The organism is Chryseobacterium sp. G0201, assembly GCF_003815655.1.
Lineage (GTDB): Bacteria > Bacteroidota > Bacteroidia > Flavobacteriales > Weeksellaceae > Chryseobacterium.
The window spans coordinates 1,639,909-1,661,487 of sequence record NZ_CP033917.1 but is presented as its reverse complement, the minus strand read 5'-3'; the positions used below and the strand labels follow the sequence as shown (position 1 = coordinate 1,661,487).

Sequence of the window (21,579 nt, the reverse complement as noted above, 5' to 3'; positions counted from 1 at the left end):
CAAATTGAAGTGCTTTTTTTATTTAATGTGGCTGGTTTCATTACTATTTTACATTGACAATTCACTTGCAGAGCAAAATTCACCATTCACCAACTTATTTTTTCATCCAAGATTGATTATCCTTTTTATCAGAACGTTTTCTGCCGTTATCAATATTATACGCAAAACCAACGCCTAAGGTTTGTTTTAGCTGAGTTTTTTTAATTTGATTATGATCGTACATTAAATCCAATGTAATATTCGAAGAGATAAATTTATTGATCTTCATATTTAAAACAGCCCCATAAGCAAGAACCAATCTTTCCGGATGATCCAGATAATTCGAAAATACGGAAGCTGTATTGGTCAGATTAATATTTTCCATCAATTTCACTTTATAAATAGCCGTTCCCAAGAAACCGAACTGGAAAAGTGAAGAATCTCCGTCATTTTTTAATCCATAACTTCCTGCATATTGCAGATCTTCATCCAGTACAAAAGTTATTCTTGCATTGGCCGGACGAAGCGTCATTGTAAAATTATCATTAGGACGGTAAGTAACTCCAACACCCACATTTACATACCCCGGAGCCATAAAATTGGAGATTTTATTTGCATCAGGATTGTTTCCATCTTCATAACCACCTGCAAACTGAGTCTGTAAACTCGCACCTCCGGAAAGATACCAGTTTTTTCTAAACTCTCTTCCGTAGTTGGTTGAAAGGTTAATAACGTCCTGTGTTTTTCTCGTACCGACACCTTTTGTATTATTCTGTCCATAACCAAGAATTACGATATTTTCCCAAAGATCTTTGCCTTTTTCGTAGGTCATATTGTAATTAACTCCGGCAAGCCAACCAACGTTATTGGCTCCACCGCCTACCCAGTTTGAAAAGGCTGCCTGATTCAGCATTAATGTATTTTGCCCTTGAATAGACCAGGCTTTCGTAGTATCCACGACTGGCGCATCAGTTTTTGTTTCCTGTGCAGCTGCAATTATTCCAAGAGAAATGGAAAGTAGTAATAAACTTTTTTTCATAGTTGAAGGATTTTATTAACACAAAAGTATAAATATAATTTTTGTTAAAAAACAAATCACTTATTTTTGACATAAATATTCAATGCATAAAACTTTATTTCTCTGAATGTTAAATATAATTTATATTAAATTTTAAAGCATGAACTTAAAGCTACTTAAAATCAGTTTTAATTAAAATCAAAAAAAGCAATCCATTTCTGAATTGCTTTTACATCTACTATTTCTAGTATTTTATTTTTTAAGCCACCATTGGCTGTCTTTTCTGTCAGACCTTTTTACTCCATTATTAAGAGTGTAAGCAAGACCAATTCCTAATGTCTGCTTCAATTGCGTTTTTTGAATCTGATTATGATCGTAAAGAACATCAACTGCTACGTTTGAAGATAAGAATTTATTCACTTTTAAATTCAAAACGGCTCCATAAGCAAGAACCAATCTGTCCGGATGATCCAGATAATTTGAGAATACGGAAGCTGTATTGGTAAGGCTTACATTCTCCATCAATTTCACTTTATACAAAGCTGTTCCAAGAAAACCGAACTGTAATAAAGAAGAATCTCCGTCTTGTTTCAAACCGTAATTTCCTGCAAGTTGAAGTTCTTTATCCAGAACCAGAGTCCATCTCGCGTTGGCAGGACGCATAGTAACCGTAAGATTATCATTCGGTCTGTACGTAATACCCAAACCAAAGTTTAAGTATCCGGGAGCCATAAAATTGGATATTTTTTTAGCTTCAGGATTATTTCCGTCCTCATATCCTGCTGCAAACTGAGTAAGTAAACTCGCACCACCAGACAGATACCAGCTTTTTGAAAACTGCCTTCCATAATTGGTAGAGACATTAATAACATCCTGGGTCTTTCTCATTCCGATACCTTGGGTATTATTTTGTCCGTAATTTAAAACAATAATATTTTCCCAGAGATCTTTGCCTTTTTCATAGGTAATATTGTAATCTGTTCCCGCAAGCCAACCAATATTGTTAGCTCCACCACCGACCCAATTTGAAAAGGCCGCCTGATTAAACATTAATGAGTTTTTACCCAAAACCGACCAGTGTTTTACTGTATCTACTACTACAGTATCTACTACTACAGTATCTTTTTTTAATTCTTCTTGCGCACTTGCATAGATCCCGACAAAACCGGAAAGAATCAATAAAAACTTCTTCATTCTTCAAGATTTTCATTTACAAAAATATCAATATAATTTTGGTTGAAACAAATCTGTATCAATATGAATCTTCTCAACAATGTATTTTTTCAGCATTAACATACTAAAACTAAGCCAGTTTATAAAATTCGATGACAAAAAATTTTGTTTAAATTTAAAAAGTGATTAAAATCATAACGTTTTGTCTTAAAATAATTGAGGATCAATGAAATCATCGCCAAATTTTCCGAAATTTATCATTGGCGTTTCATTTGACGTAAAATATCCATGTTAAAAAATGTAATTTCCAAAAGAGCTATCATATACCCTTTGCTAATGCTTGCAGCAATGTGGTTTGGCTACTTTTTACAGATGCAAGGTTTTTTTGGAAGTTGCTTTGGGGCAATCATTCCATTGTTGCCGGAAGGTTTACTAGGAATCATCACCTCTCCTCTTTTACATGGAAATATAGATCACATCATAGGAAATTCAATTCCTATTGCGGTTCTTATGTTTCTCCTTTATCAATTTTATCCTTTGGTCGCCAATAAAGTCTTCATTTTAGGATGGCTTGCTACAGGTTTATTGGTTTGGCTATTGCCACCTGTCGATATTCTTACCGGCGAATATATTTATACATGTACTATCGGAGCCAGCGGAGTGGTTTATGTTCTCGCCTTTTTCCTTTTCTTCAGTGGTGTTTTTAAATGGAATACAACACATTTAACCATATCATTATTGGTGGTTCTATATTATGGAAGTTTGATTTGGGGGATGTTTCCGGAAGAGCTTTTCTACAACTTGCAGGAACCAAGCAAAATTTCCTGGCAGGCACACCTTTCCGGCGCGGTTGTGGGAAGTATTATTGCTTTTGCCTTTAAAAATGTAGGTGAGAAAAAGAAAAAATACATTTGGGAATTTCCTAATTATTACAGCGAAAAAGACGACAAACTTTGGCAGGAATACAAAGAAAATCATCCCGACGATTTCTTAGAATTACCGTATAAAAAAAGAGATGATATTTGGGATCATTTGGATGAATTAAGAAAAAAATAAAACTTATTTTTTCTACATTTGTGAGATAAAACAACACAAATGTATTCTGAAGAACAACTCTACTCCATCGCTTTACGCGAATGTAACCTTATTGGTGATATTAATTTCATTAAACTCGTCCGGACATTTGGAAGCGCGAAAGAAGTTTGGGAAAACGCAAAAAAAGAATACAGTAAAGTAGATGGGATCGGCAAAAAAATCGTTTCCGATATCGGAAATCCTATTTATCTGGAATTTGCAGAAAATGAATTGAAATTTTGCGAAAACAATAAAATTCAAATAAGACTAAGACATCTCAACGAACTTCCCCATTTACTTAACGAATGCGATGATGCTCCAGCCATACTTTATCAAAGAGGAAACTTTGATGATTCCTTAGAAACATTGAGTATTGTCGGGACGCGAAACATGTCACTTTATGGTAAACAATTTATACAGGATTTTTTTGAAGAAACAAGAACAAACAATTATATTTCTGTGAGCGGATTGGCATTGGGAGTCGACAAGGAAGTTCATGAACAATCCATTCAAAATCAAATTCCTACGGTGGCAGTTCTGGCACACGGATTTCATCTTTTATATCCTGCAAAAAATAAAAAACTCTCAGAAAAGATTATTGAAAATAATGGTACTTTATTTACAGAATTTAATTCTTCAAGAAAACCTGACAGGGAAAATTTCATCCAAAGAAACAGGATCGTTGCAGGAATTTCTCCTGCAACAATTGTTGTAGAAACAGCTTTTGGAGGAGGTTCTATAAGTACCGCAACATTTGCGAATAATTACAACAGAGAAGTTTTTGCCCTTCCAGGAAAAATCACAGATAAATACAGCCAAGGATGTAATCATCTGATTTTCCAGCATAAAGCAACAGCAATTTCAACCATAAAAAACCTGATTGATTTGTTGGATTTCAATAAGCCTCAAGAAAAAACAGGAGAATTATTTCAGCATATTGAAGAAAGCATTCAATTAACTGAAAATCAAAGATTAATATATAATTCGATCACTGAAAATCCGCAAATAACTTTAGACGATCTTGTACAGAAAATATCGCTTCCTTCTCACAAAATTTTACCCGTAATTTTAGAATTAGAGCTTTTGGGGAGAGTGAAATCATATTCCGGGAGGCAATTCGTTGCAATTTGAGATTTAACTATTTCTTAATATTGCATTATTTCATAGATAACTTTTAATTTTCAACAATATTTGAACACTAATTGTGGATTTAATAATATTTAGCCATCTTATTATTAAATTTTCAGCAAATATTAAATAAGGTATTGTGAATTTTGAAAAAAAAATTAAATTTGTTGACAATAATATTCAACCTTACATTATATGGAACAATATAATATTGACCAGAAAATTCAGGAGTTTATTGCAAAAATTGAGGCAAAAAACCCTAACGAGCCAGAATTTTTACAAGCTGTAAAAGAAGTTGCTGTGACTGTAATTCCGTTTATCATGACCAAAAAGGAATATACGGGAATGAAACTTCTAGAAAGAATGGCGGAAGCTGAAAGAATCATTATTTTCAGAGTTCCATGGGTTGACGATAAAGGAGAAATCCAGGTAAACAGAGGTTTCAGAATTCAGATGAACTCTGCGATTGGGCCTTACAAAGGAGGAATCCGTTTCCACCCTACTGTAAACTTGTCAGTTCTTAAATTCTTAGCTTTCGAACAGGTATTCAAAAACTCATTAACTACTCTTCCGATGGGAGGTGGTAAAGGAGGTTCAGACTTCGATCCACAAGGAAAATCTGATATGGAAGTTATGCGTTTTTGCCAGGCTTTCATGACAGAATTATGTAAACATATCGGTCCTGAAACGGACGTTCCTGCAGGAGATATCGGAGTTGGAGCAAGAGAGATCGGATATTTATTCGGACAGTACAAAAAAATCAGAAACGAGTTTACGGGAGTTCTTACAGGGAAAGGTCTTGCTTACGGAGGTTCATTAATCCGTCCTGAAGCTACAGGTTACGGCGTTGTTTACTTCGCTGAGCAGATGCTTAAAACGATCGGTCAAACTTTCAAAGATAAAACGGTAAGTGTTTCAGGTTTCGGAAACGTAGCTTGGGGAGTTATCAAAAAAATATCTGAACTAGGAGGAAAAGTAGTAACTATTTCCGGACCAGACGGATATATTTATGACAAAGACGGAATCGATGGAGAAAAAATCGATTATCTATTAGAGCTTAGAAATTCAGGAAACAACAGAGCTGAGGATTATGCTAAAAAATATCCTTCTGCGCAGTTCTTTGCTGGAAAACGTCCTTGGGAAGTGAAGTGTGATGTTGCCATCCCTTCTGCAACTCAAAACGAACTAGACCTAGAAGATGCTAAGTTATTGGTTGAAAACGGATGTCTTTGTGTAACTGAGGCTGCAAACATGCCTTCAACACTAGATGCAATCAACTATTTCCTAGACAATAAAGTATTATTCTCTCCTGGTAAAGCGTCTAACGCTGGTGGTGTAGCTACTTCAGGATTAGAAATGACTCAAAACTCTATCCGTCTAAACTGGACTTCTGAGGAAGTTGATGCTAGATTGAAAGAAATTATGATCGGAATTCATAAAGCTTGTAGAGACTACGGAAAAGAGGAAGACGGCTATGTAAACTACGTAAAAGGTGCCAATATCGCCGGATTCGTGAAAGTTGCAGAAGCAATGTTAGCTCAAGGAGTAGTATAAAATATAAAGGTTGGGAAATTTTCCCGACCTTTTTTGATACAGCCTGTTCCCGGGGTTATAAATGGGAAAAAAGTAAAAAGTGAAAGGAGAAAGCGTTGATTTATTCAACGCTTTTTTATTTTTATTTGGTTAAAAAGTACTCTATTTTTTCAATGTAAATATTCATCAATTTTAATGCTTCTGTTTTCGTTATTAGCATCTTCTACAGCTTTCAAAATAGTTTTAATTTGGTTTTTGTTTATGGCATATTTATTAAAAAATACATATTCAATAGTCTTCGTATTTTTAATATCTTCTAACGGATTCTTTCTAAGCAGCACTAAATCTGAATAATATCCTGCTTTTATTTTTCCCGTCTTAGTTTTCATCCAATTTGCGGGCGCAACCGTTGCAGAATAAATAGCTTGCGAGTTGGTCATTCCGGATTTGGACAAGGATTCCAATTCATTGTGAAGAGAAAACCCGGGAACAGAAACAGGTACATTAGCATCTGTTCCACCATAATGGGAACTTTATGATCAGCTACTGCCTTTGTCATGATATGTATTGCTTCTACATAGGTTTTCCAAAAAATTAACGATGATCTTTTTGCTTTGGCTTCATCTTTTCCATCATATTCATATCCGCTTTTGCCTGGCAGCCAACCCATTTTATAAAGCGGCGTTCCTTCAATAATTTTGGGATTGACGTATTTTAATTCTACTTCTTTAAGTTTAGATTTTAAATTAAATCTTTGTTCTACAAAACTTTCACACAACCCAACCGTTGAAGTAACACTTATATTATTTTCTTTTAATTTTTCGGCAATCTGAACTGAACGTACTTTTAAAAACTCAAGATACTCTTTCCGATTTTTAGAAATTGGCTTTCCAAACTCATCAATAGTTTTAATGGTAAGCTCTTCAATATGAGTCACTTCTTTTTGACCTGAATGATAAAAGGTTTCTAAATTAACCAATGGTATATGACCAATCACCGGAAGATTATTTTCTTTAGCAATTTCATTGGTTGTCTTAACCATTTCCAGATTCACAAAACCGTACATTTTAATGGCATCATAACCTTGTTCGCTTATTTTTTTTATCGCTTTTTGGGCATCCTCTTTATTTGAATAGTTGATAGATTTTCTTGTCCAACCATAATAATAACCCATCAATCCGCTCTCACTAAATATTGGCGGGGATGCAATAAACATTCTTGGGCCGAGACCATTTTTTTGTATCGCCTTTCTCCATTCTAAGACAACAGGCTGTCCGGCCATTTCTCTAATATAAGTAACCCCGTTTACCAAATATAAAAACAGGTCATTTTTACTTTCTTTTAAATGAACGTGGCTGTCTACAAGACCCGGAATCAGATATTGGTCTGTCCCGTCAATAATATCAGCATCTTTATTTATAACCGGATTTTCACTTAATTGAATAATCACACCATCTTTAATCAGTACATTTTGATTCTTGATGAAATGACTGCAATCTTCTGAAAGAACGTTGACATTTCTTATCTGCAGTATTTTAGAAGGTTTAATAATTGAAGAAATATCAATATTCTTAGTAGACTTTCCCATGACTTTATTTAATTCATGATCAGCCCAAATAAAAGTACAGATAAGAATACTTAATAATGCCATAACTGAATACAAAATTCTCCTGATCCATCGTTTTTTCATAAATTATCTCGTTTAATTTGAAAAACAAAATAAATACAAAAACTCACTAAAACTATGTAAAAATGGGGATTAGGTACGAAATACACCGTTTTAGGTACGGAAATTACAAAGCCAATAAATGCTCTCTATAATTTTTAGAAACTGGAAGTTCAATTTGAGTAAGAGAAATCGTATCTTGATTTTTCCAGGCCTTAAAATGGGATGGATTTATTAAATGTGAACGATGAATTTGGATTAAAAAATCAAAATCATTCTGGATTTTTTTAAGCGTACTCCGGATTAGTTTTGTTTTTAACACACTACCATCTATAAAGAAGATCTCGACATAATTTTGCGAATTTGAGACACAAATCAAATCGTCTTTTTTTATTTTTAAAATATCCAACTTATTATCTCCTCTAATAATGATATTATCATCTTTTGCAGGAATTAATGTAACAGCATATATTCTTGCCAGAACTATGATAGGTGTCGAGATCAAAGCCGATTTAAGAATTATCATCTTTAAAAATGTAAAAAAATCATATCCTCCATGTAAGAAAGGACTTTTGTAAAAACAAAAAGTACATACCAAAAAAAGTAGTTGAAAAAAAATAAGACTGGCTACCTCTAATCCAATGCTCCATTTTAAGAGTTTATTGTAAATCTTTTCTTGAATTAAAGCAAGCATACCATAACATAGAAATGCGATGAAACTAAAACCAATACTGATAAGAACCCATACTTTAAAACTTATTGTTCCATCGTCAAATGGTCTTATAAAAAAGGCAAAAATAAAAAGCCAGATACTTAGGAAAATCCCTATTAGTAAATGATGCTTAATCGATGGGTTTAGTTTTTTCATGTAATAAGAAAATGACTATTATATAGTGATTAATTATTTACACATAATTACAAAAAAAATCCTGAAATATTACATTCCAGGATTTTCATTGAATTATAAAAGACTATTTCTACTTTGACTTTTTTCTTTTAGACTTTTTCTCTTCTTTTGTTGCATCTGCAGGCTTCGTTGCTTCCATACTTGTATCAGCAGTTACTGTCGCTGTTGCATCAGCGGTAGTTGCCGTTGTTGCTGCACCATCAATTGTTGTCGTTGCAGTGGTTGTACTTGGTGTAGTTGCTGTTGCTCCCTGTGTAGCCGTAGCTGTATTCCAAGTTCCTTGAGTCTGTGCTTGAGTTGAAGTTTGGTTATTAGTTTCTGCTGGCTTTTGAGTTTCCGTTTGAGCCGATACCGCAATTACTCCGACTAATGTAAATGCTGATGTTAAGATTAACTTTTTCATAATATAAATTTTAAATGGTTGTTTAATACTTTTAAAACGACCTCCTTTCCATTAATATTATATCTAAAACCTTTATTTAACGTACTTTATAACTCTTTAAGACGAATTGGGATTATAAATTATTTCTCTAAATTTTTCATAATTCTTTCAACAAATTCAAACGCTGCAGGACAAATCACCGTATTTTTTATCATCAAATTATTGATTTGGTAAATTTTCTTACGATCTGTATGCGGATATTCTCTACATGCTTTTGGCCTTACATCATAAATTGAACATGTATTGTCATTATTAAGGAAAAAACATGGCAGATTTTGCAAAACTTTATCATTATCCTCATCTACGCGCAGGAATTTGGCTTCAAAATCCGCAGATTTCATGCGAAGATGTTTTGAGATGCGCTCAATATCTTTTTCAGTGTATAAAGGCCCTGTCGTTTTGCAGCAGTTGGCGCATTGCAGACAGTCTATCTTTTCAAAAACTTCATCATGTGTTTCCTGAACAACATAATCGAGGTTCTTGGGCGGTTTTTTCTTTAATCCGTCCAGAAATTTTTTATGCTCCTTTTGTTTCTGTAAAGCCTGTTTCTTGTAAAGTTCTAAATTCATTTATAATTGTTCTTCCGCCAAAACGGGAAGTTCTGCTTTTTGATAATCATTGATCTTATCCAAATCCAAAATGGTTGTCTGATCTTCTTTATTTGGATAATACATCGTAGTAAATTTTGCTCCGTACAAGATTTCTCTAGATACATAAGACGACCTCTGAACCACCGTATTTGAAAAGACTTCATCGAAAGCCCGTACATGAACGATAATTTCAATATTCGTGTTTTTAAAATCATCTTCAGAGAAGCCATAAAACGGCGAATTTTCGTCTATTTTATGAACAACCGTCCAGTTGAGCGCCAATGTATTAATTTTCCCCAGTTGAGTATCTAATCTGTAAAATTTATTCTTCGGAACACCGTCTTCAATCACTTCAATCGCTGTTGACAAAATAACTTCGGCATCCGTTAATGCATTATTTTTATATGGAGCCAATCTGAACATCAAAGCCGTTGTATCCTGAAAAGGAGCAATCACTGTGATATCAGAAAATTTCAAATAGGCTCTCGGTCTCGAAAATCTTCCGTAAAATAAACCCGTTGCAATGGCAAAGGTAAGCAATCCTAAAAAAGCTTCAAAAGTAGCCACTAAACTCGCTGCAAAACCAACTGGCGCTATTCTTCCGTAACCAACAGTCGTAAAAGTCTGTGAACTAAAGAAAAATACATCAATAAATTCGTTTAACGGGTCACTTTTATCAATCCCGGTAAGATGCTGTACTCCAATCAAATAGTAGATCATCGCAAAAACGAGATTAATCAGAATATATGCCACAACAAGATATGTGAGAAATCGGAATGTAGATAAATTCAGCATGGTATGATACCAGCTGAGTCTATTGAAAACATTCACGCCTCTTCTCTTAACGTTTGGAAGACCGTCTTTATTAATAAATCTTCCGGAAACATTATCTCCAAAACCACTACTCTCGGTGTTTTTCTGCCGAATTTTTTTCATGAAACCTCTTGCCATTTCTTTAAATCATTTTTGTTTTTTTCTTTAGTTTGATTTTATAATATTCCACTCCTCACAAAGACAAATGTCGCGAGCGAAGCGAGTGTCAAAGCAGATCGTATTAGCAATGTCATAAAGATCTAATCGATCATTTTTAATTTCAATTAAAATCAAACCAACATGCAAAGATAAAATATTGTTTTCATGAAATTTATCAATCTTGTGATTGAATTTTTAAATTGATTTTAAACTAAATTTGACGTATGAAAAAACTGGAATCAAGAGAAGATATTGAGCATCTTGTGAATTCATTTTACGCTAAAGTGGTTAAAGATGAAACCATTAGCTTTTTCTTTAATGACGTTGCCAAAGTAGATTGGGACAAGCATTTACCAAAGATGTATTCGTTTTGGGAAACCATTCTTTTCGGGCAAATGACTTATAAAGGAAATCCAATGGCCGTACACTTCCCCATCAATGAAATGGAAGCGATGAAAAAAAAACATTTCGAAAAATGGCTTGAATTATGGAAACTGACCATCGAAGAAAATTTCGTTGGTGAAAATGCTGATATGGCTATTTATAAATCAGAAAACATCGCCAAATTAATGGCTTACAAGATGGAAATGGCCAGAAAACTTTAATAATTAAGAAATTACTTACAACACATTCACCACAACATTATCGTTTCATTAAAGGATCTTTTTTTTCAATTTTGGATGTAAATCAAATTGATTTACATACTACTTTATCTTTCAAGATACAAATCTAAAGACGGTTTTTTGATCATCAAAAACAGTTTCAACTTTATTTCAAGAGCTACCACATAGCATGAATAGTAAGAAAAAACAAAATATATCACCATTTCGATACTTTTTTAACTAATTGATTTTTAAGTATTTCTACTGATTTGAGATACTTTTTTAATCTCTAGCTTTACCCTATCAAAATTACTACAGACGTCTCAAAAATAAAATTTTGACTGCGGTATCCGAAAAGCAATTAGAGTAGGAAATTTTCAAAAAACTTAGAAATCATGGAATTAACTAAAGAAAACGTAGAAACAGCTACAGTAGTATTATTACAAGCTCAAGGAAAAGAAATCGGACAATTTTTAAGCCATGGAAATGGAGATGTATTTCTTCAAAATGGCATTAAAGGATTAGGCGAAGTTTTCATTCTTGAAACACTATCAAATAATAGAGTTGCATTAAAGTGCATCAGTAAAGAAAGTGGATTGTATTTAAGCCACGCATTCGATAAATTATGGCTACAAAACGGAATCCAGGGAGAAGGAGAAGAGTGGGAAATGGTAGTTCACAGCCCAAATAAAGTTTCTTTCAACTGCTATGGTAAAGAAGTAGGAAAAACTCTTAGCCACGCATTTGATAAAATGTGGCTACAAGATGGATATCAGGGAGAAGGAGAATTATGGGAAATGCAAGATTAATCTAGCGTACCTATTAATATAAAAGGACTACAATCTTAGCTAAGATTGTAGTTTTTCATTGAAGTAAAATTTTAATAATTAAGGAACAATTACTGTAAAAATATACGCTGCTAAGTTCACCAGCAATACCGTTCCGTAAAGAATATTTGTTTTTCCTCGGCTTAAAGACAGCATTACAATAAAGACTGATAAAGAAAGTAAAATAATATCTTTTTTATCTAGTCCTAAAACGAAAGGAATATCGTACATAATACACACAACAGATACCGCAGGAATCGTTAATCCGATACTTGCCAAAGCAGAACCTAATGCCAAATTTAAACTTGACTGTATCTGGTTACTTCTTGCCGCTCTGATCGCTGCAACCCCTTCCGGAAGTAAAACCACCGCCGCAATAATAACTCCTACCAATGATTTTGGAGCTCCCACACTTCGTACCATATCTTCAATCGTTCCTGAAAGTCCTTTTGCCATTAAAACAACAATAACAAGACAAATAACCAAGAAAACAAAACTTACAACTGTTGCCGTTTTTGACGGAATATAATGTGAACTAGGATCGTCATCAGTAATAATAAAATAGTTTCGATGTCTTACGGTCTGAACCATCAGAAAGACTCCGTAAATGACCAAACAAGCAATAGAAACAAAAATAAGCTGAGCCCTGTTATAGAAAGGTCCGTTGACGCTTGATGTAAAATTGGGAAGTACCAAGGTTAATATCAAAATAGAAACAATACTCACCAAATAAGTGGTTGCGGAGGTTCTTGCAAAAAATTGCTCGTAATACTTCACTCCTCCTATTAAAATACAGATTCCTAAAATACCGTTCAGAATAATCATTACCGCAGCAAAAACTGTATCTCTGGCCAGCGTCATCGCATCGTCCCCGCCTGCAACCATTAACGAAATGATCAATGCAACTTCAATAATCGTTATACAAAGCGCAAGAATAATTGTTCCGAAAGGCTCCCCTACTTTATGTGCTACAACTTCAGCATGATGAACTGCCGATAAAACACTCCCGGTAAGTAAAAGACCGGCAATAACATCATAAATAACTCCGCCGCCCATTAATCCGGAAAAGTAATAAATGACCGCCAGAACAGGAAAAATATACGTGTAATTTAAAAATTCTTTTAATTTCATAAGTTTCTACAAAATACAAAAAATCTATTGAAATTCAAATATCAAAAGAAAATATTAATCTTATTTTAATGAGGCCAGAGATAAAAGTCCTGAAGATCTGTCAGCATATGAAACAAAAGTCCGACACCAATAATTCTGATATTTCCTTTAAAAAATAGCATCAAAAAATACACCGAAATGGCATAATAAGAATGTAAAAAGTGGAAGCCTACACTTGCTCTGTTCGGATCGAAAATGGGATTGGCAAGTAAATGATCCAAATCAACAAGCATGGTAGCCAATAGAATAAAATAAGCCTTCTTCCAGTTTTCACGAAAAAACATCAACGCAATAAACACCGGAAAAATCAGATGCAGAAAATAATGCGTGCATGTTTTTAATAAAAAAATTTCAAAAGAACTCATTAATAATTAATCATTTTAGCATAGAGAAAATTATATTTATTATCTTAAAATCAAAGGTAGATCTCCTTTTTTTGCCTTTAGTTTTATATAATACTCCATTCCCTTATTTCCGTAAAAAATATAGTCTAAGTTAGAAATTATTTTTTTTTCGGTTGATCCTAAAGTACTGAAAGACGACAATAGCAAATTGCTATTTTTGACAAAAATATAGTTTTCTTTTAAATTTGAAGATGATTGCAGAGGTTTTCTGGTCGATTTTATTTTAAATCCGGCTTTATTTTTTTCAATAAAATTCGGCTGAAATGGAATAATCGTAAATTGATTTTGAGCATTGATCCATTTTTTATCTTGAAAATATTTCCAAGTTTTTTCAGAATTTAAACTTTGAAGATCAATCACATAATTCGGCTGAGTGATTTTCTGATAGGTCTTTTTTTCGACTTCATTAAAATTATCATCATATCCGTAGCTTACAATCGTATCATTCACCTGCTCGAGTTCAGCAGTTGCTTTTAAATAATTAATTTGCGAAGAATCCGAGATACTTTTATCGAAAAATTGAACGTATTTTTTTATGTTTTGAGCATCCAATTCCATTTCTAGAAAAGAGATTTTTTGCTCTAGTTTAGAAATAATTGAAGCAAATTCTTCCGAACTTGATTCATTCTTAATTTCAATATCATCTTCATTTAATTCAATTGAAAAATTTCGGGTTCTATCACCGGAAATAAAGGAAATACTTCCTAAAGCATTGTGAATAAAGCTATCTGAATTAAAATTATCTTTTTCTGAAGATTGAGAAAGTTGTCGATCTATATTTACAAAAGCCAAATTAGAAGTTCCTAAAATGCATCTTCCTTCGTCAATTTTAATGAAGATCAGGTTTTTTTGAAAGGTATTTTTCCCTTTGTTGATAAATTTTTGCTGTTTTAAATAAGCTAAGAATTTCTGTTGATCTTTAAGTTCAATCACAGAATACCAATCCGAGAATTTGGAATTTTTGATGTGAAAAATTTGCAAAAAATCGGGAATTTTCATCCCCGAATCTTGTAATGAAATTTTATTTCCACTTTTATTTTTGTTCCCAGACCATTGTGAAGGATGGGTTATAAAGCTGGAAATATATTGTCTCGTCAGTTTCTTAACATCAATTAAAACTATAGCATCTGCATCTTTCGGGACAAATTTCAAAGTTTTGTCTTTATGATAAAACACAAAGTAAACAGCAATGCCGAGCAAAAGAACTAACGGGACAATAAATTTCTTCTTATTCATTGATTATAATGTTTTCAATGTTTTTTCAGGCTCTTCCATGATTTTATAAACATCATCAAACAGATCAAAGAAATACATTAAGCTGTTTTCAGATAAATCTTTAATATTATAATCCATTTCCGTTTGTATGTTTTCGCTTTTCACTTCTGTTTTATAATAAACTTCGCCAATATTTTTTCTTAAAAGATCCAGCGTTTTTTTCTCGGAAGTACTTTTGAATTCTTTTTCCATTCCTACCAAAAGCTTCTGGATATTCAGTCTTCCCGACAAAGGATATTTAGCTGATTCTTTTGCCCATTTTTTAGAAATATCAGACTGATCTTTCGGAATAATATTATCTGTTGAGGTCGTAACATATACAATTCCGTCTTTTACGGTAAAAAAGAACTGATCAAGATATCCGCTGTTTTTATCGTCTTTAAAAGAATAGAATTCTCCTTTTTTCGTAAAATTCTTCGCTGTTTTTTTATTCGTAATTAATAAATTAAAAATACGATTCCAATAGCCTTCATTTTCTGTTGCAAAGGCAAAAACGAAGTTAGGAACCATAATATCTTTCGTTTTCTTTACTTCTTTTTCGTTATAATCGTCGTCGTAATCGTAATCTGTGTAGTCTACTTTTTTAGATTTTAATTCATTTAAAACAAAAATTCCGTTTCCTGGTGCTATTTTAGCAATGGCTTCTTCATCCAGAACAATTTTCATGGTTTCCATCATCAGCTCCATTTCTTTCTGATATTCTGCGTCTCCAATATCCTTGAACAGACTGTAAATCATATCAAAACTTTTAGATCCGTTTATATTAACTGAGTAATATCCTATGCTTTTATCATTAATCAGCTCCGTTAATTTTTTGTTTTTCTTGCCTTTGTAAACATCAGCAATACTTTTCTGCACATTGGCATCCTTGTGCTGATAATTGTTAACCAATTTTACTTTGTCTTTGTCAAAATATAAGTTATAAGAAGAGTTTGAATTGTAAGCTTTCTGAAGAAACTGAGTAAACTCTAAACGCTTCATCGTTCTTCCGTAGATCCCTTCATTAACGATTCTTCCGTAATCTGTATACACGAAAACATCAGCATTTGTATCTCTGAAAGCCACCATTTGCGACGGAACATCAAGGTCTAAATTTGAATTAAAATATTTATCAAATGAATCTTCTGCAAGCTTTTTTACCACTTTGAACTTTTCTATTCGTATAGAATCCATTTCCTTTTGATAGTCCGAATCTATTGCATAATCTTCACCCTCCATATCCTCATCTTTCTCGGGAGGAGCCACTGCTTCAGCTTCATTTTCAGAATATTGAGTATCCGTTGCGACTTTCTTTTCTTTTGGATATTCATGATGCTTTTCAAGATACTTGATGTCTTTCTGAATTTTCGCAATTTCGGAGTTATTTTCCTTTATATTTTCTTTTAAAGACTGAATATCTTCCTTCAAATATTTAATTTCTTCCTTATAATCAAAAGGTTTTTCGGGTTCTTCAGCATACGCGCTGTCTACAACGGCTGCAGTACTGTCAACCACAGCCATTGCACTGTCTATGGAAACTTCATCTGCCCAATCATCTTTGTAAGGCTTGTTGTAGTTGATCACGCTTAAAACAGCACGTTCACCATTCCATGCAACGAAAATATCATCGTCGATGTCAACATAAGAATATTTGTTTTTCTTGGAAATTTCCTGTCCTTTTTTCTTGGTAGAATTAATAAATTCCTGAAACTTTTCTTTATTATCTAAAATAAAATGAGCGGTATATGATTGTACAGAATCATTGAAAGTTCCGTAATGATATTGCGTTGCATCGTATTTAATCCCTGTTTTGGAAAAATCGTTCCAAGACGGATTTCCTTTATTGCCTTTGTCTTTTTTGTTCTTTTTTTCGGTTATTTCCTTTAAAAAAGGATTGAATTTGTCCCAGTTTATTTTTTTATTAAGCTGTTTTCCGTTGATTTCCATGTAAAATGCGGCATCATTGGGTATTTTCATCTTTTGTTGTGCAAAAACAAGCACAAAACCGAAGACAAAGAGCGTAATTTGTAGTGTTTTTTTAAAGATAGATTTCATGGTTTAAATTTGAAATTATTGGAAAAGGATATTATTTTGTATTTGTTTCTTTTGAAGAATAAAATCTAAAACATTGGCTTCAAGCTTCACCGCTTTTTTATTGGGCGAAAGCAAATAAGAAGAGTTCGTTTGCGATTTTATCGTGTTTTCGAATTGTAAAATGGAAGTATATTTGGCATTATTAAAGACCTCTTTATCCGCCTTACTCATCTTATCGTAATTCGCTTTGAAGGTATTGATCTTGTTTCTTGTAAATGATTTTCCAATACTCTGACTGTAAATTTGGGTAGGAATCATTTTTCCAAGAATATTTTTAGCCTTTAATTGCTCCAGTCCGGCATTGATATTTTCAATTTTTTTAAAACTACAGCTTAATTTAATGATATAATTATCAAAATCAACACTTGTTTTCACATTGCTGATTCCTGGAGTCGCTTTAAAAATTCTTGCTGCTTCATTGATTTTACTTTCAATTTCAGGTTTTTTTGGGACTTTTTTACCGTTTACCTTTTCCATTTTAGAAATGGAAGCAAGTCTGGTTTTGCTTTTACTGGCATTCAGAATAACAGTGTACTCTCCTGTTCCATCAGCTTTTACATTGACTTTATCAATGATATCAAAACAGCTCGTTAGCAATAATAAAGGAAGCAGCAATATAAACTGCTTTAGAAAAGTTTTCATGACTTAGGTTTAAAACGCAAAACTACTTAATTCTCCTGTATTAAGTAGTTTTATTTTTTATATTCTGCCTTTAAGATAATCCTGTCGCACTTCTTCATCCAGTTTTTCAATTGAATATCGCAAGCAGGTTCTCGGCATTTCTTTATAGTGTTTATTTAAATAATTAATCAGCTCTGTTTCGTTTTTCTGTCCCATTTCTCTTAACAGCCATCCGTTTGCTTTGTGCATGAGATCATGAGGATGCTTTAAGTTATTGGTTACAAATTCTTTAGTTAAATTAAAATCACCTTTTTTCACATAATGCATTGTTCCGACAACGGCAATTCTTTTGTGCCACATTTCGTCAGAATCAGAAAGCTTTTTTAGTAAGTCTTCTCGCTGATTTTCAAAAGTATACCGACCTAAGATCTTATAACAGCTTGAATCTACCAGATCCCAATTATTAACGTATTGCAAATGATTCAGATAAAATTCAACGATTTCTTCTTTTACTTTTGGGTCTTTTGTTTTTTCAAACTTAGAAATTAAAATAAATAATGCAGTTAATCTATGTTCGTGATATTCCGAAGAAAGCAATTCGCTGAGTTCATCTAAGGAAATTTTAGCATAATATTCTTTGGCAACGCTTCTCTGATCAGGAACTTTTACGCCTAAAAACAAATCACCTTCCCCATATTCTCCTTTTCCCGTTTTGAAGAATTTCGGAAAAAATGCTGCTTTTTCTGGGATTGACAGAACGGCTAATGCTTCTTTTATTTCTTTAACTATATTAATCATTGATATTTAAATAATTAACGACTTTCATCTGAAGTAATATTTCCCAGCTCCTGTTCTTCTTTTGCAATTTTATTAGGATTGGCAACTTTTGCAATGGTAAGTCCCTGAACAATAATTGAAAACACAACTACACAGTAAGTGATACTTAAAATAATTTCACTGTATTCACTTTTTGGGATAGACATCGCCAACGCAATGGAAACACCACCTCGAATTCCTCCCCAAACCAATACCTTTACCGTTTGCGGGCTAAAAGTTGTTTTCATTAATTTGGTAGGTCCCCAAATCGAAATTACTCTCGCTAATAAAACAATTACGATAGCAACTAATCCCGGAACAATAAAATGCTTAAGGTCCTTGATCATTAGTAATTCAAAACCTATAAATAAGAATAACACGGCATTCAGGATCTCATCAATCAACTCCCAAAATTTGATCAGATAATCCTGAGTGATGGATTTCATTTTAAATCTAACATTAAAATTACCCATGAATAAACCTGCTGCAACCATCGTCAAAGGTCCTGAAATATGCATTTGTCTTGCAATAAGATAACCGCCCATTACGACAGAAAGCGTTACCAAAACGGAGATAATATAGTCATCCACTTCACGCATTAATCTTGAAGTTACCCAACCTAACACGATACCTAATAACAAACCTCCGCCGGCTTCTTTTAATAATAATAAACCTATACTTTCAAGTCCTAAATCAACTTCTTTTCCGATCGCCAACTGCAACACTACTGAAAATATCACAACTGCCATCCCGTCGTTAAAAAGAGATTCTCCGGCAACTTTAGTTTCCAATGATTTTGAAACATTAGCCTGTTTTAAAATACTTAAAACTGCAACAGGATCAGTTGGTGAAATTAAAGCCCCAAAGAGAAGACAGTATATAAAAGGTAGATTAATTCCTAAAAAAGGCAAAAGATAAAACATCCCAAACCCGACAACAAAAGTAGAAATAACCACTCCCGCCGTTGAAAAGATCACCACAGGCCGGAATTGTTCCTTGAGATCATCTATATTAATATGGATTCCTCCTGCAAAGAGAAGAAAATTAAGCATGGCACCCATCAGAACTTCTGTAAAGTCTATTCCACTCATTAAATCATGAAGGTGCCAGAACGTTCTTGGTAAAAAAGTTTCTCCGAAAGAAACCAAAATAATAGAAACCACTATGGCAATCACCATAATCCCGATTGTGCTCGGAAGTTTCAAAAACCTGTAATTAAGATATGCGAATATTGATGCTAAAACGATTAAAGCTGAAAATGAATAATATAACTCCACTAAGTTGTTTTTAAATTAAAAGTCCATATAAAGTACTTTGATATAAATTTTATTGTCTTCTTTTTCCCAAATATCCATCATTCCGTCTTTTAAAGCTTTAGAACCTCTTGTGTAATCCTGTCCTATATTTAACATATTCAGAAGAATATACTCATCCCCGACAGAGTTTACAGCATATGCCGTTTTCTCGGACTTCCCGTCTCCGGAAGCCTTCATAGCGTCTGCTAGCAGACGGAACTGTCCCAAATGATGCGAGAAATTACTACCATCCTTCTGAGAATCATACGCACGCAGCAAAATAAGAAGAACATCCAAATTGGTAGGATCTTTATCGTAAAGAACCTTGCCTAATTTGATGCATTCTTCAAAATTTTTATCCTTGAAAGCTTCTGCAAGCTTCTTAAAATCGTCATCTGAAGTAGAAATTTTATCTTTTTTGAAATTTCTTCCATAGTACAGATATTGCGCTTCTATACTGTCTAAAGATTTGGGATATCCCTTATATTTAAAGATCAGTTTTTCGTAATTATACGGAGACTGAGCATTCGTAAGGTTTTTCTCAATACTTTTGAAATCGATCTTTGATTTTTGACTAAAACCAAAAACCGACACAAAAAGAAGTAAAAGGAAAAAGTGATATTTCATTACTCGTTGGTTTCTTCTTCCTCATCATTTTCGAAATATTCGAAAAGGAAATCATTGTAAGGAAATCTCGCGATATGAATTTTCATCACCTCATCGTAGATCATCTTTTTCATTTCCGGGAAGTTTTCTTTCGTTAAAGCTGAGATGAAAACAGTTGGATGCTTAGATTTTCCCATCCATGTTTTCTGCCATTCTTCTAGCGAAACATTTCTTTTTGTAGATGGTGTTAAATCATCATCATCCTTTTTATCATAACTGAAATCATCAATTTTATTGAAAACCATGATCATCGGTTTTTGATGGGCATTGATTTCCATTAACGTATGGTTTACAGATTCGATATGATCTTCAAAACTTTCGTGAGAAATGTCTACAACATGAATCAACAAATCTGCTTCACGAACCTCATCAAGAGTCGATTTGAAAGATTCAACAAGCTGAGTAGGTAATTTTCTGATAAATCCTACCGTATCCGTCAATAAGAACGGTAAATTTCCGATCACTACTTTTCTTACCGTAGTGTCCAGTGTTGCAAATAATTTATTTTCAGCGAAAACATCAGATTTCGACAAAGCATTCATCAATGTAGATTTTCCAACATTGGTGTACCCTACCAAAGCTGCACGAACGACCTTCCCACGATTGTTACGCTGGGTAGCCATTTGCTTATCGATTGTTTTCAGTTTATCCTTCAATAAGGAAATTCTGTCGCGGATGATACGACGGTCTGTTTCAATCTCAGTTTCCCCGGGACCTCTCATCCCGATTCCCCCTTTCTGACGCTCCAAGTGAGTCCACATTCTTGTCAGTCGAGGTAAAAGATATTGATATTGCGCCAATTCAACCTGAGTTCTTGCATAAGAAGTCTGAGCTCTTTGGGCAAAAATATCAAGGATAAGATTGGTTCTGTCTAGGATTTTTACTTCAATTTCTTTTTCAAGATTTTTAAGCTGAGATGGTGATAATTCATCATCAAAAATGATGGTTCCGATCTCGTTTTCCTTTACATATTCTTTTATTTCCTGAGCTTTCCCGCTTCCGATGAAGGTCTTGGAATCAGGCTGAGTTAATTTTTGAGTAAACCTTTTTTGTACGGTAGCTCCGGCTGTAAAAGCCAAAAACTCCAATTCATCCATATATTCCGTAAGCTTATCTTCATCTTGGTTTTGAGTAATAACACCCACCAAAATAGCTTTTTCGTAATTATGTTCTTTCTTGTCTAGCATTAAATTCTGTCTATGTTTATGAGATTTACAAGTTACCATTTTCAGAAGAAAAAACAAAATCATTTTTTATATTTCATAAGATCTTAATGTTAATTTAAGTTTACAATGCTGTTGATTTATAGAAATTTAATAACTTTATGAAGTAATTGTTTGAGTTTAAT

At 33.4% G+C, this 21,579-nt stretch carries 22 protein-coding genes; 5 read left to right on the top strand and 17 right to left on the bottom strand.

Features of this window, described 5'->3' with window-relative positions; all coding sequences use genetic code 11:
• Nucleotides 1–94: 94 nt before the first annotated feature.
• Both EG348_RS07455 and EG348_RS07450 read right to left on the bottom strand, forming a co-directional pair.
• The gene (locus EG348_RS07455; protein ID WP_123982103.1) at nucleotides 95–1,018 is read right to left on the bottom strand and encodes a DUF3078 domain-containing protein; all 924 of its coding nucleotides are present in this window, start codon (nucleotides 1,016–1,018) and stop codon (nucleotides 95–97) included.
• A gap of 231 nt (nucleotides 1,019–1,249) precedes the next feature.
• Complete coding sequence (locus EG348_RS07450) at nucleotides 1,250–2,191, bottom strand: DUF3078 domain-containing protein (RefSeq protein ID WP_123982101.1); 942 nt, start codon at nucleotides 2,189–2,191, stop codon at nucleotides 1,250–1,252.
• 267 nt (nucleotides 2,192–2,458) lie between these two features.
• On the opposite strand from EG348_RS07450, the gene EG348_RS07445 reads away from it, so the two are divergent.
• The 3 genes from EG348_RS07445 to gdhA all read left to right on the top strand — a co-directional run bounded on the left by EG348_RS07445 (nucleotide 2,459) and on the right by gdhA (nucleotide 5,926).
• Nucleotides 2,459–3,226, top strand: coding sequence for a rhomboid family intramembrane serine protease (locus EG348_RS07445; protein ID WP_123982099.1), 768 nt, complete (start codon nucleotides 2,459–2,461; stop codon nucleotides 3,224–3,226).
• Between the two features lie 39 nt (nucleotides 3,227–3,265).
• Nucleotides 3,266–4,375: a DNA-processing protein DprA gene (gene dprA / locus EG348_RS07440; RefSeq protein ID WP_123982097.1), complete on the top strand. Its 1,110-nt coding sequence runs from the start codon at nucleotides 3,266–3,268 to the stop codon at nucleotides 4,373–4,375.
• 192 nt (nucleotides 4,376–4,567) lie between these two features.
• Complete coding sequence (gdhA, locus tag EG348_RS07435; RefSeq protein WP_072410391.1) at nucleotides 4,568–5,926, top strand: NADP-specific glutamate dehydrogenase; 1,359 nt, start codon at nucleotides 4,568–4,570, stop codon at nucleotides 5,924–5,926.
• Between the two features lie 149 nt (nucleotides 5,927–6,075).
• Here the strand turns inward: gdhA and EG348_RS07430 are convergent, their stop codons facing one another.
• From EG348_RS07430 to EG348_RS07405, 6 genes are all read right to left on the bottom strand, one after another.
• Complete coding sequence (locus EG348_RS07430) at nucleotides 6,076–6,345, bottom strand: amidohydrolase family protein (protein ID WP_123982095.1); 270 nt, start codon at nucleotides 6,343–6,345, stop codon at nucleotides 6,076–6,078.
• Nucleotides 6,342–7,595, bottom strand: a complete 1,254-nt coding sequence (locus tag EG348_RS07425) for a hypothetical protein (RefSeq protein WP_123982093.1) — start codon at nucleotides 7,593–7,595, stop codon at nucleotides 6,342–6,344. Before EG348_RS07425 ends, EG348_RS07430 begins: the two co-directional genes overlap by 4 nt.
• A gap of 103 nt (nucleotides 7,596–7,698) precedes the next feature.
• On the bottom strand, nucleotides 7,699–8,439 hold the full coding sequence (locus EG348_RS07420; protein ID WP_123982091.1) for a LytTR family DNA-binding domain-containing protein: 741 nt from the start codon (nucleotides 8,437–8,439) through the stop codon (nucleotides 7,699–7,701).
• Nucleotides 8,440–8,548: 109 nt separating this feature from the next.
• Nucleotides 8,549–8,881, bottom strand: coding sequence for a hypothetical protein (locus tag EG348_RS07415; RefSeq protein ID WP_123982089.1), 333 nt, complete (start codon nucleotides 8,879–8,881; stop codon nucleotides 8,549–8,551).
• A gap of 119 nt (nucleotides 8,882–9,000) precedes the next feature.
• Complete coding sequence (locus EG348_RS07410) at nucleotides 9,001–9,489, bottom strand: YkgJ family cysteine cluster protein (RefSeq protein ID WP_123982087.1); 489 nt, start codon at nucleotides 9,487–9,489, stop codon at nucleotides 9,001–9,003.
• Nucleotides 9,490–10,461 (bottom strand): ion channel, encoded by a 972-nt coding sequence (locus tag EG348_RS07405; RefSeq protein ID WP_123982085.1) that lies wholly within the window; start codon nucleotides 10,459–10,461, stop codon nucleotides 9,490–9,492.
• A gap of 245 nt (nucleotides 10,462–10,706) precedes the next feature.
• Here EG348_RS07405 and EG348_RS07400 point away from each other — a divergent pair, with 245 nt between their 5' ends.
• Nucleotides 10,707–11,087 carry a group III truncated hemoglobin gene (locus tag EG348_RS07400; protein WP_123982083.1) on the top strand — a complete coding sequence of 127 codons (381 nt, stop codon included), beginning with the start codon at nucleotides 10,707–10,709 and terminating at the stop codon, nucleotides 11,085–11,087.
• A 392-nt stretch (nucleotides 11,088–11,479) separates the two neighbouring features.
• Nucleotides 11,480–11,893: a hypothetical protein gene (locus EG348_RS07395; RefSeq protein ID WP_123982081.1), complete on the top strand. Its 414-nt coding sequence runs from the start codon at nucleotides 11,480–11,482 to the stop codon at nucleotides 11,891–11,893.
• A 78-nt stretch (nucleotides 11,894–11,971) separates the two neighbouring features.
• Here the strand turns inward: EG348_RS07395 and EG348_RS07390 are convergent, their stop codons facing one another.
• From EG348_RS07390 to hflX, 9 genes are all read right to left on the bottom strand, one after another.
• Nucleotides 11,972–13,042 (bottom strand): calcium:proton antiporter, encoded by a 1,071-nt coding sequence (locus tag EG348_RS07390; protein WP_123982079.1) that lies wholly within the window; start codon nucleotides 13,040–13,042, stop codon nucleotides 11,972–11,974.
• Nucleotides 13,043–13,107: 65 nt separating this feature from the next.
• Nucleotides 13,108–13,446: a DUF6122 family protein gene (locus EG348_RS07385; RefSeq protein ID WP_123982077.1), complete on the bottom strand. Its 339-nt coding sequence runs from the start codon at nucleotides 13,444–13,446 to the stop codon at nucleotides 13,108–13,110.
• Between the two features lie 39 nt (nucleotides 13,447–13,485).
• Entirely contained in the window at nucleotides 13,486–14,721 is a 1,236-nt protein-coding gene (locus EG348_RS07380) for a hypothetical protein (protein ID WP_123982075.1), read from the bottom strand.
• 3 nt (nucleotides 14,722–14,724) lie between these two features.
• A complete protein-coding gene (locus tag EG348_RS07375) occupies nucleotides 14,725–16,794 on the bottom strand; it encodes a hypothetical protein (protein ID WP_123982073.1) in 2,070 nt (689 codons plus the stop codon).
• A 15-nt stretch (nucleotides 16,795–16,809) separates the two neighbouring features.
• The gene (locus EG348_RS07370) at nucleotides 16,810–17,475 is read right to left on the bottom strand and encodes a hypothetical protein (RefSeq protein ID WP_123982071.1); all 666 of its coding nucleotides are present in this window, start codon (nucleotides 17,473–17,475) and stop codon (nucleotides 16,810–16,812) included.
• Between the two features lie 57 nt (nucleotides 17,476–17,532).
• On the bottom strand, nucleotides 17,533–18,252 hold the full coding sequence (locus EG348_RS07365; RefSeq protein WP_123982069.1) for a DNA alkylation repair protein: 720 nt from the start codon (nucleotides 18,250–18,252) through the stop codon (nucleotides 17,533–17,535).
• A 14-nt stretch (nucleotides 18,253–18,266) separates the two neighbouring features.
• Nucleotides 18,267–19,547: a cation:proton antiporter gene (locus EG348_RS07360; protein ID WP_123982066.1), complete on the bottom strand. Its 1,281-nt coding sequence runs from the start codon at nucleotides 19,545–19,547 to the stop codon at nucleotides 18,267–18,269.
• Nucleotides 19,548–19,562: 15 nt separating this feature from the next.
• On the bottom strand, nucleotides 19,563–20,192 hold the full coding sequence (locus tag EG348_RS07355; RefSeq protein ID WP_123982064.1) for a DUF4919 domain-containing protein: 630 nt from the start codon (nucleotides 20,190–20,192) through the stop codon (nucleotides 19,563–19,565).
• A complete protein-coding gene (gene hflX, locus EG348_RS07350; RefSeq protein WP_072410390.1) occupies nucleotides 20,192–21,418 on the bottom strand; it encodes a GTPase HflX in 1,227 nt (408 codons plus the stop codon). The genes EG348_RS07355 and hflX overlap by 1 nt, the downstream gene beginning before the upstream one ends.
• Nucleotides 21,419–21,579 lie beyond the last annotated feature (161 nt).

Coding starts and splice junctions, on each gene's coding strand:
- EG348_RS07355 (WP_123982064.1), bottom strand. CDS start 20,192: ATGAAATATCACTTTTTCCTTTTACTTCTTTTTGTGTCGGTTTTTGGT.
- EG348_RS07450 (WP_123982101.1), bottom strand. CDS start 2,191: ATGAAGAAGTTTTTATTGATTCTTTCCGGTTTTGTCGGGATCTATGCA.
- EG348_RS07375 (WP_123982073.1), bottom strand. CDS start 16,794: ATGAAATCTATCTTTAAAAAAACACTACAAATTACGCTCTTTGTCTTC.
- EG348_RS07395 (WP_123982081.1), top strand. CDS start 11,480: ATGGAATTAACTAAAGAAAACGTAGAAACAGCTACAGTAGTATTATTA.
- EG348_RS07425 (WP_123982093.1), bottom strand. CDS start 7,595: ATGAAAAAACGATGGATCAGGAGAATTTTGTATTCAGTTATGGCATTA.
- dprA (WP_123982097.1), top strand. CDS start 3,266: ATGTATTCTGAAGAACAACTCTACTCCATCGCTTTACGCGAATGTAAC.
- EG348_RS07455 (WP_123982103.1), bottom strand. CDS start 1,018: ATGAAAAAAAGTTTATTACTACTTTCCATTTCTCTTGGAATAATTGCA.
- EG348_RS07415 (WP_123982089.1), bottom strand. CDS start 8,881: ATGAAAAAGTTAATCTTAACATCAGCATTTACATTAGTCGGAGTAATT.
- EG348_RS07385 (WP_123982077.1), bottom strand. CDS start 13,446: ATGAGTTCTTTTGAAATTTTTTTATTAAAAACATGCACGCATTATTTT.
- EG348_RS07400 (WP_123982083.1), top strand. CDS start 10,707: ATGAAAAAACTGGAATCAAGAGAAGATATTGAGCATCTTGTGAATTCA.
- EG348_RS07390 (WP_123982079.1), bottom strand. CDS start 13,042: ATGAAATTAAAAGAATTTTTAAATTACACGTATATTTTTCCTGTTCTG.
- hflX (WP_072410390.1), bottom strand. CDS start 21,418: ATGCTAGACAAGAAAGAACATAATTACGAAAAAGCTATTTTGGTGGGT.
- EG348_RS07405 (WP_123982085.1), bottom strand. CDS start 10,461: ATGGCAAGAGGTTTCATGAAAAAAATTCGGCAGAAAAACACCGAGAGT.
- EG348_RS07445 (WP_123982099.1), top strand. CDS start 2,459: ATGTTAAAAAATGTAATTTCCAAAAGAGCTATCATATACCCTTTGCTA.
- EG348_RS07430 (WP_123982095.1), bottom strand. CDS start 6,345: ATGACCAACTCGCAAGCTATTTATTCTGCAACGGTTGCGCCCGCAAAT.
- EG348_RS07370 (WP_123982071.1), bottom strand. CDS start 17,475: ATGAAAACTTTTCTAAAGCAGTTTATATTGCTGCTTCCTTTATTATTG.
- EG348_RS07420 (WP_123982091.1), bottom strand. CDS start 8,439: ATGAAAAAACTAAACCCATCGATTAAGCATCATTTACTAATAGGGATT.
- EG348_RS07410 (WP_123982087.1), bottom strand. CDS start 9,489: ATGAATTTAGAACTTTACAAGAAACAGGCTTTACAGAAACAAAAGGAG.
- EG348_RS07380 (WP_123982075.1), bottom strand. CDS start 14,721: ATGAATAAGAAGAAATTTATTGTCCCGTTAGTTCTTTTGCTCGGCATT.
- EG348_RS07365 (WP_123982069.1), bottom strand. CDS start 18,252: ATGATTAATATAGTTAAAGAAATAAAAGAAGCATTAGCCGTTCTGTCA.
- gdhA (WP_072410391.1), top strand. CDS start 4,568: ATGGAACAATATAATATTGACCAGAAAATTCAGGAGTTTATTGCAAAA.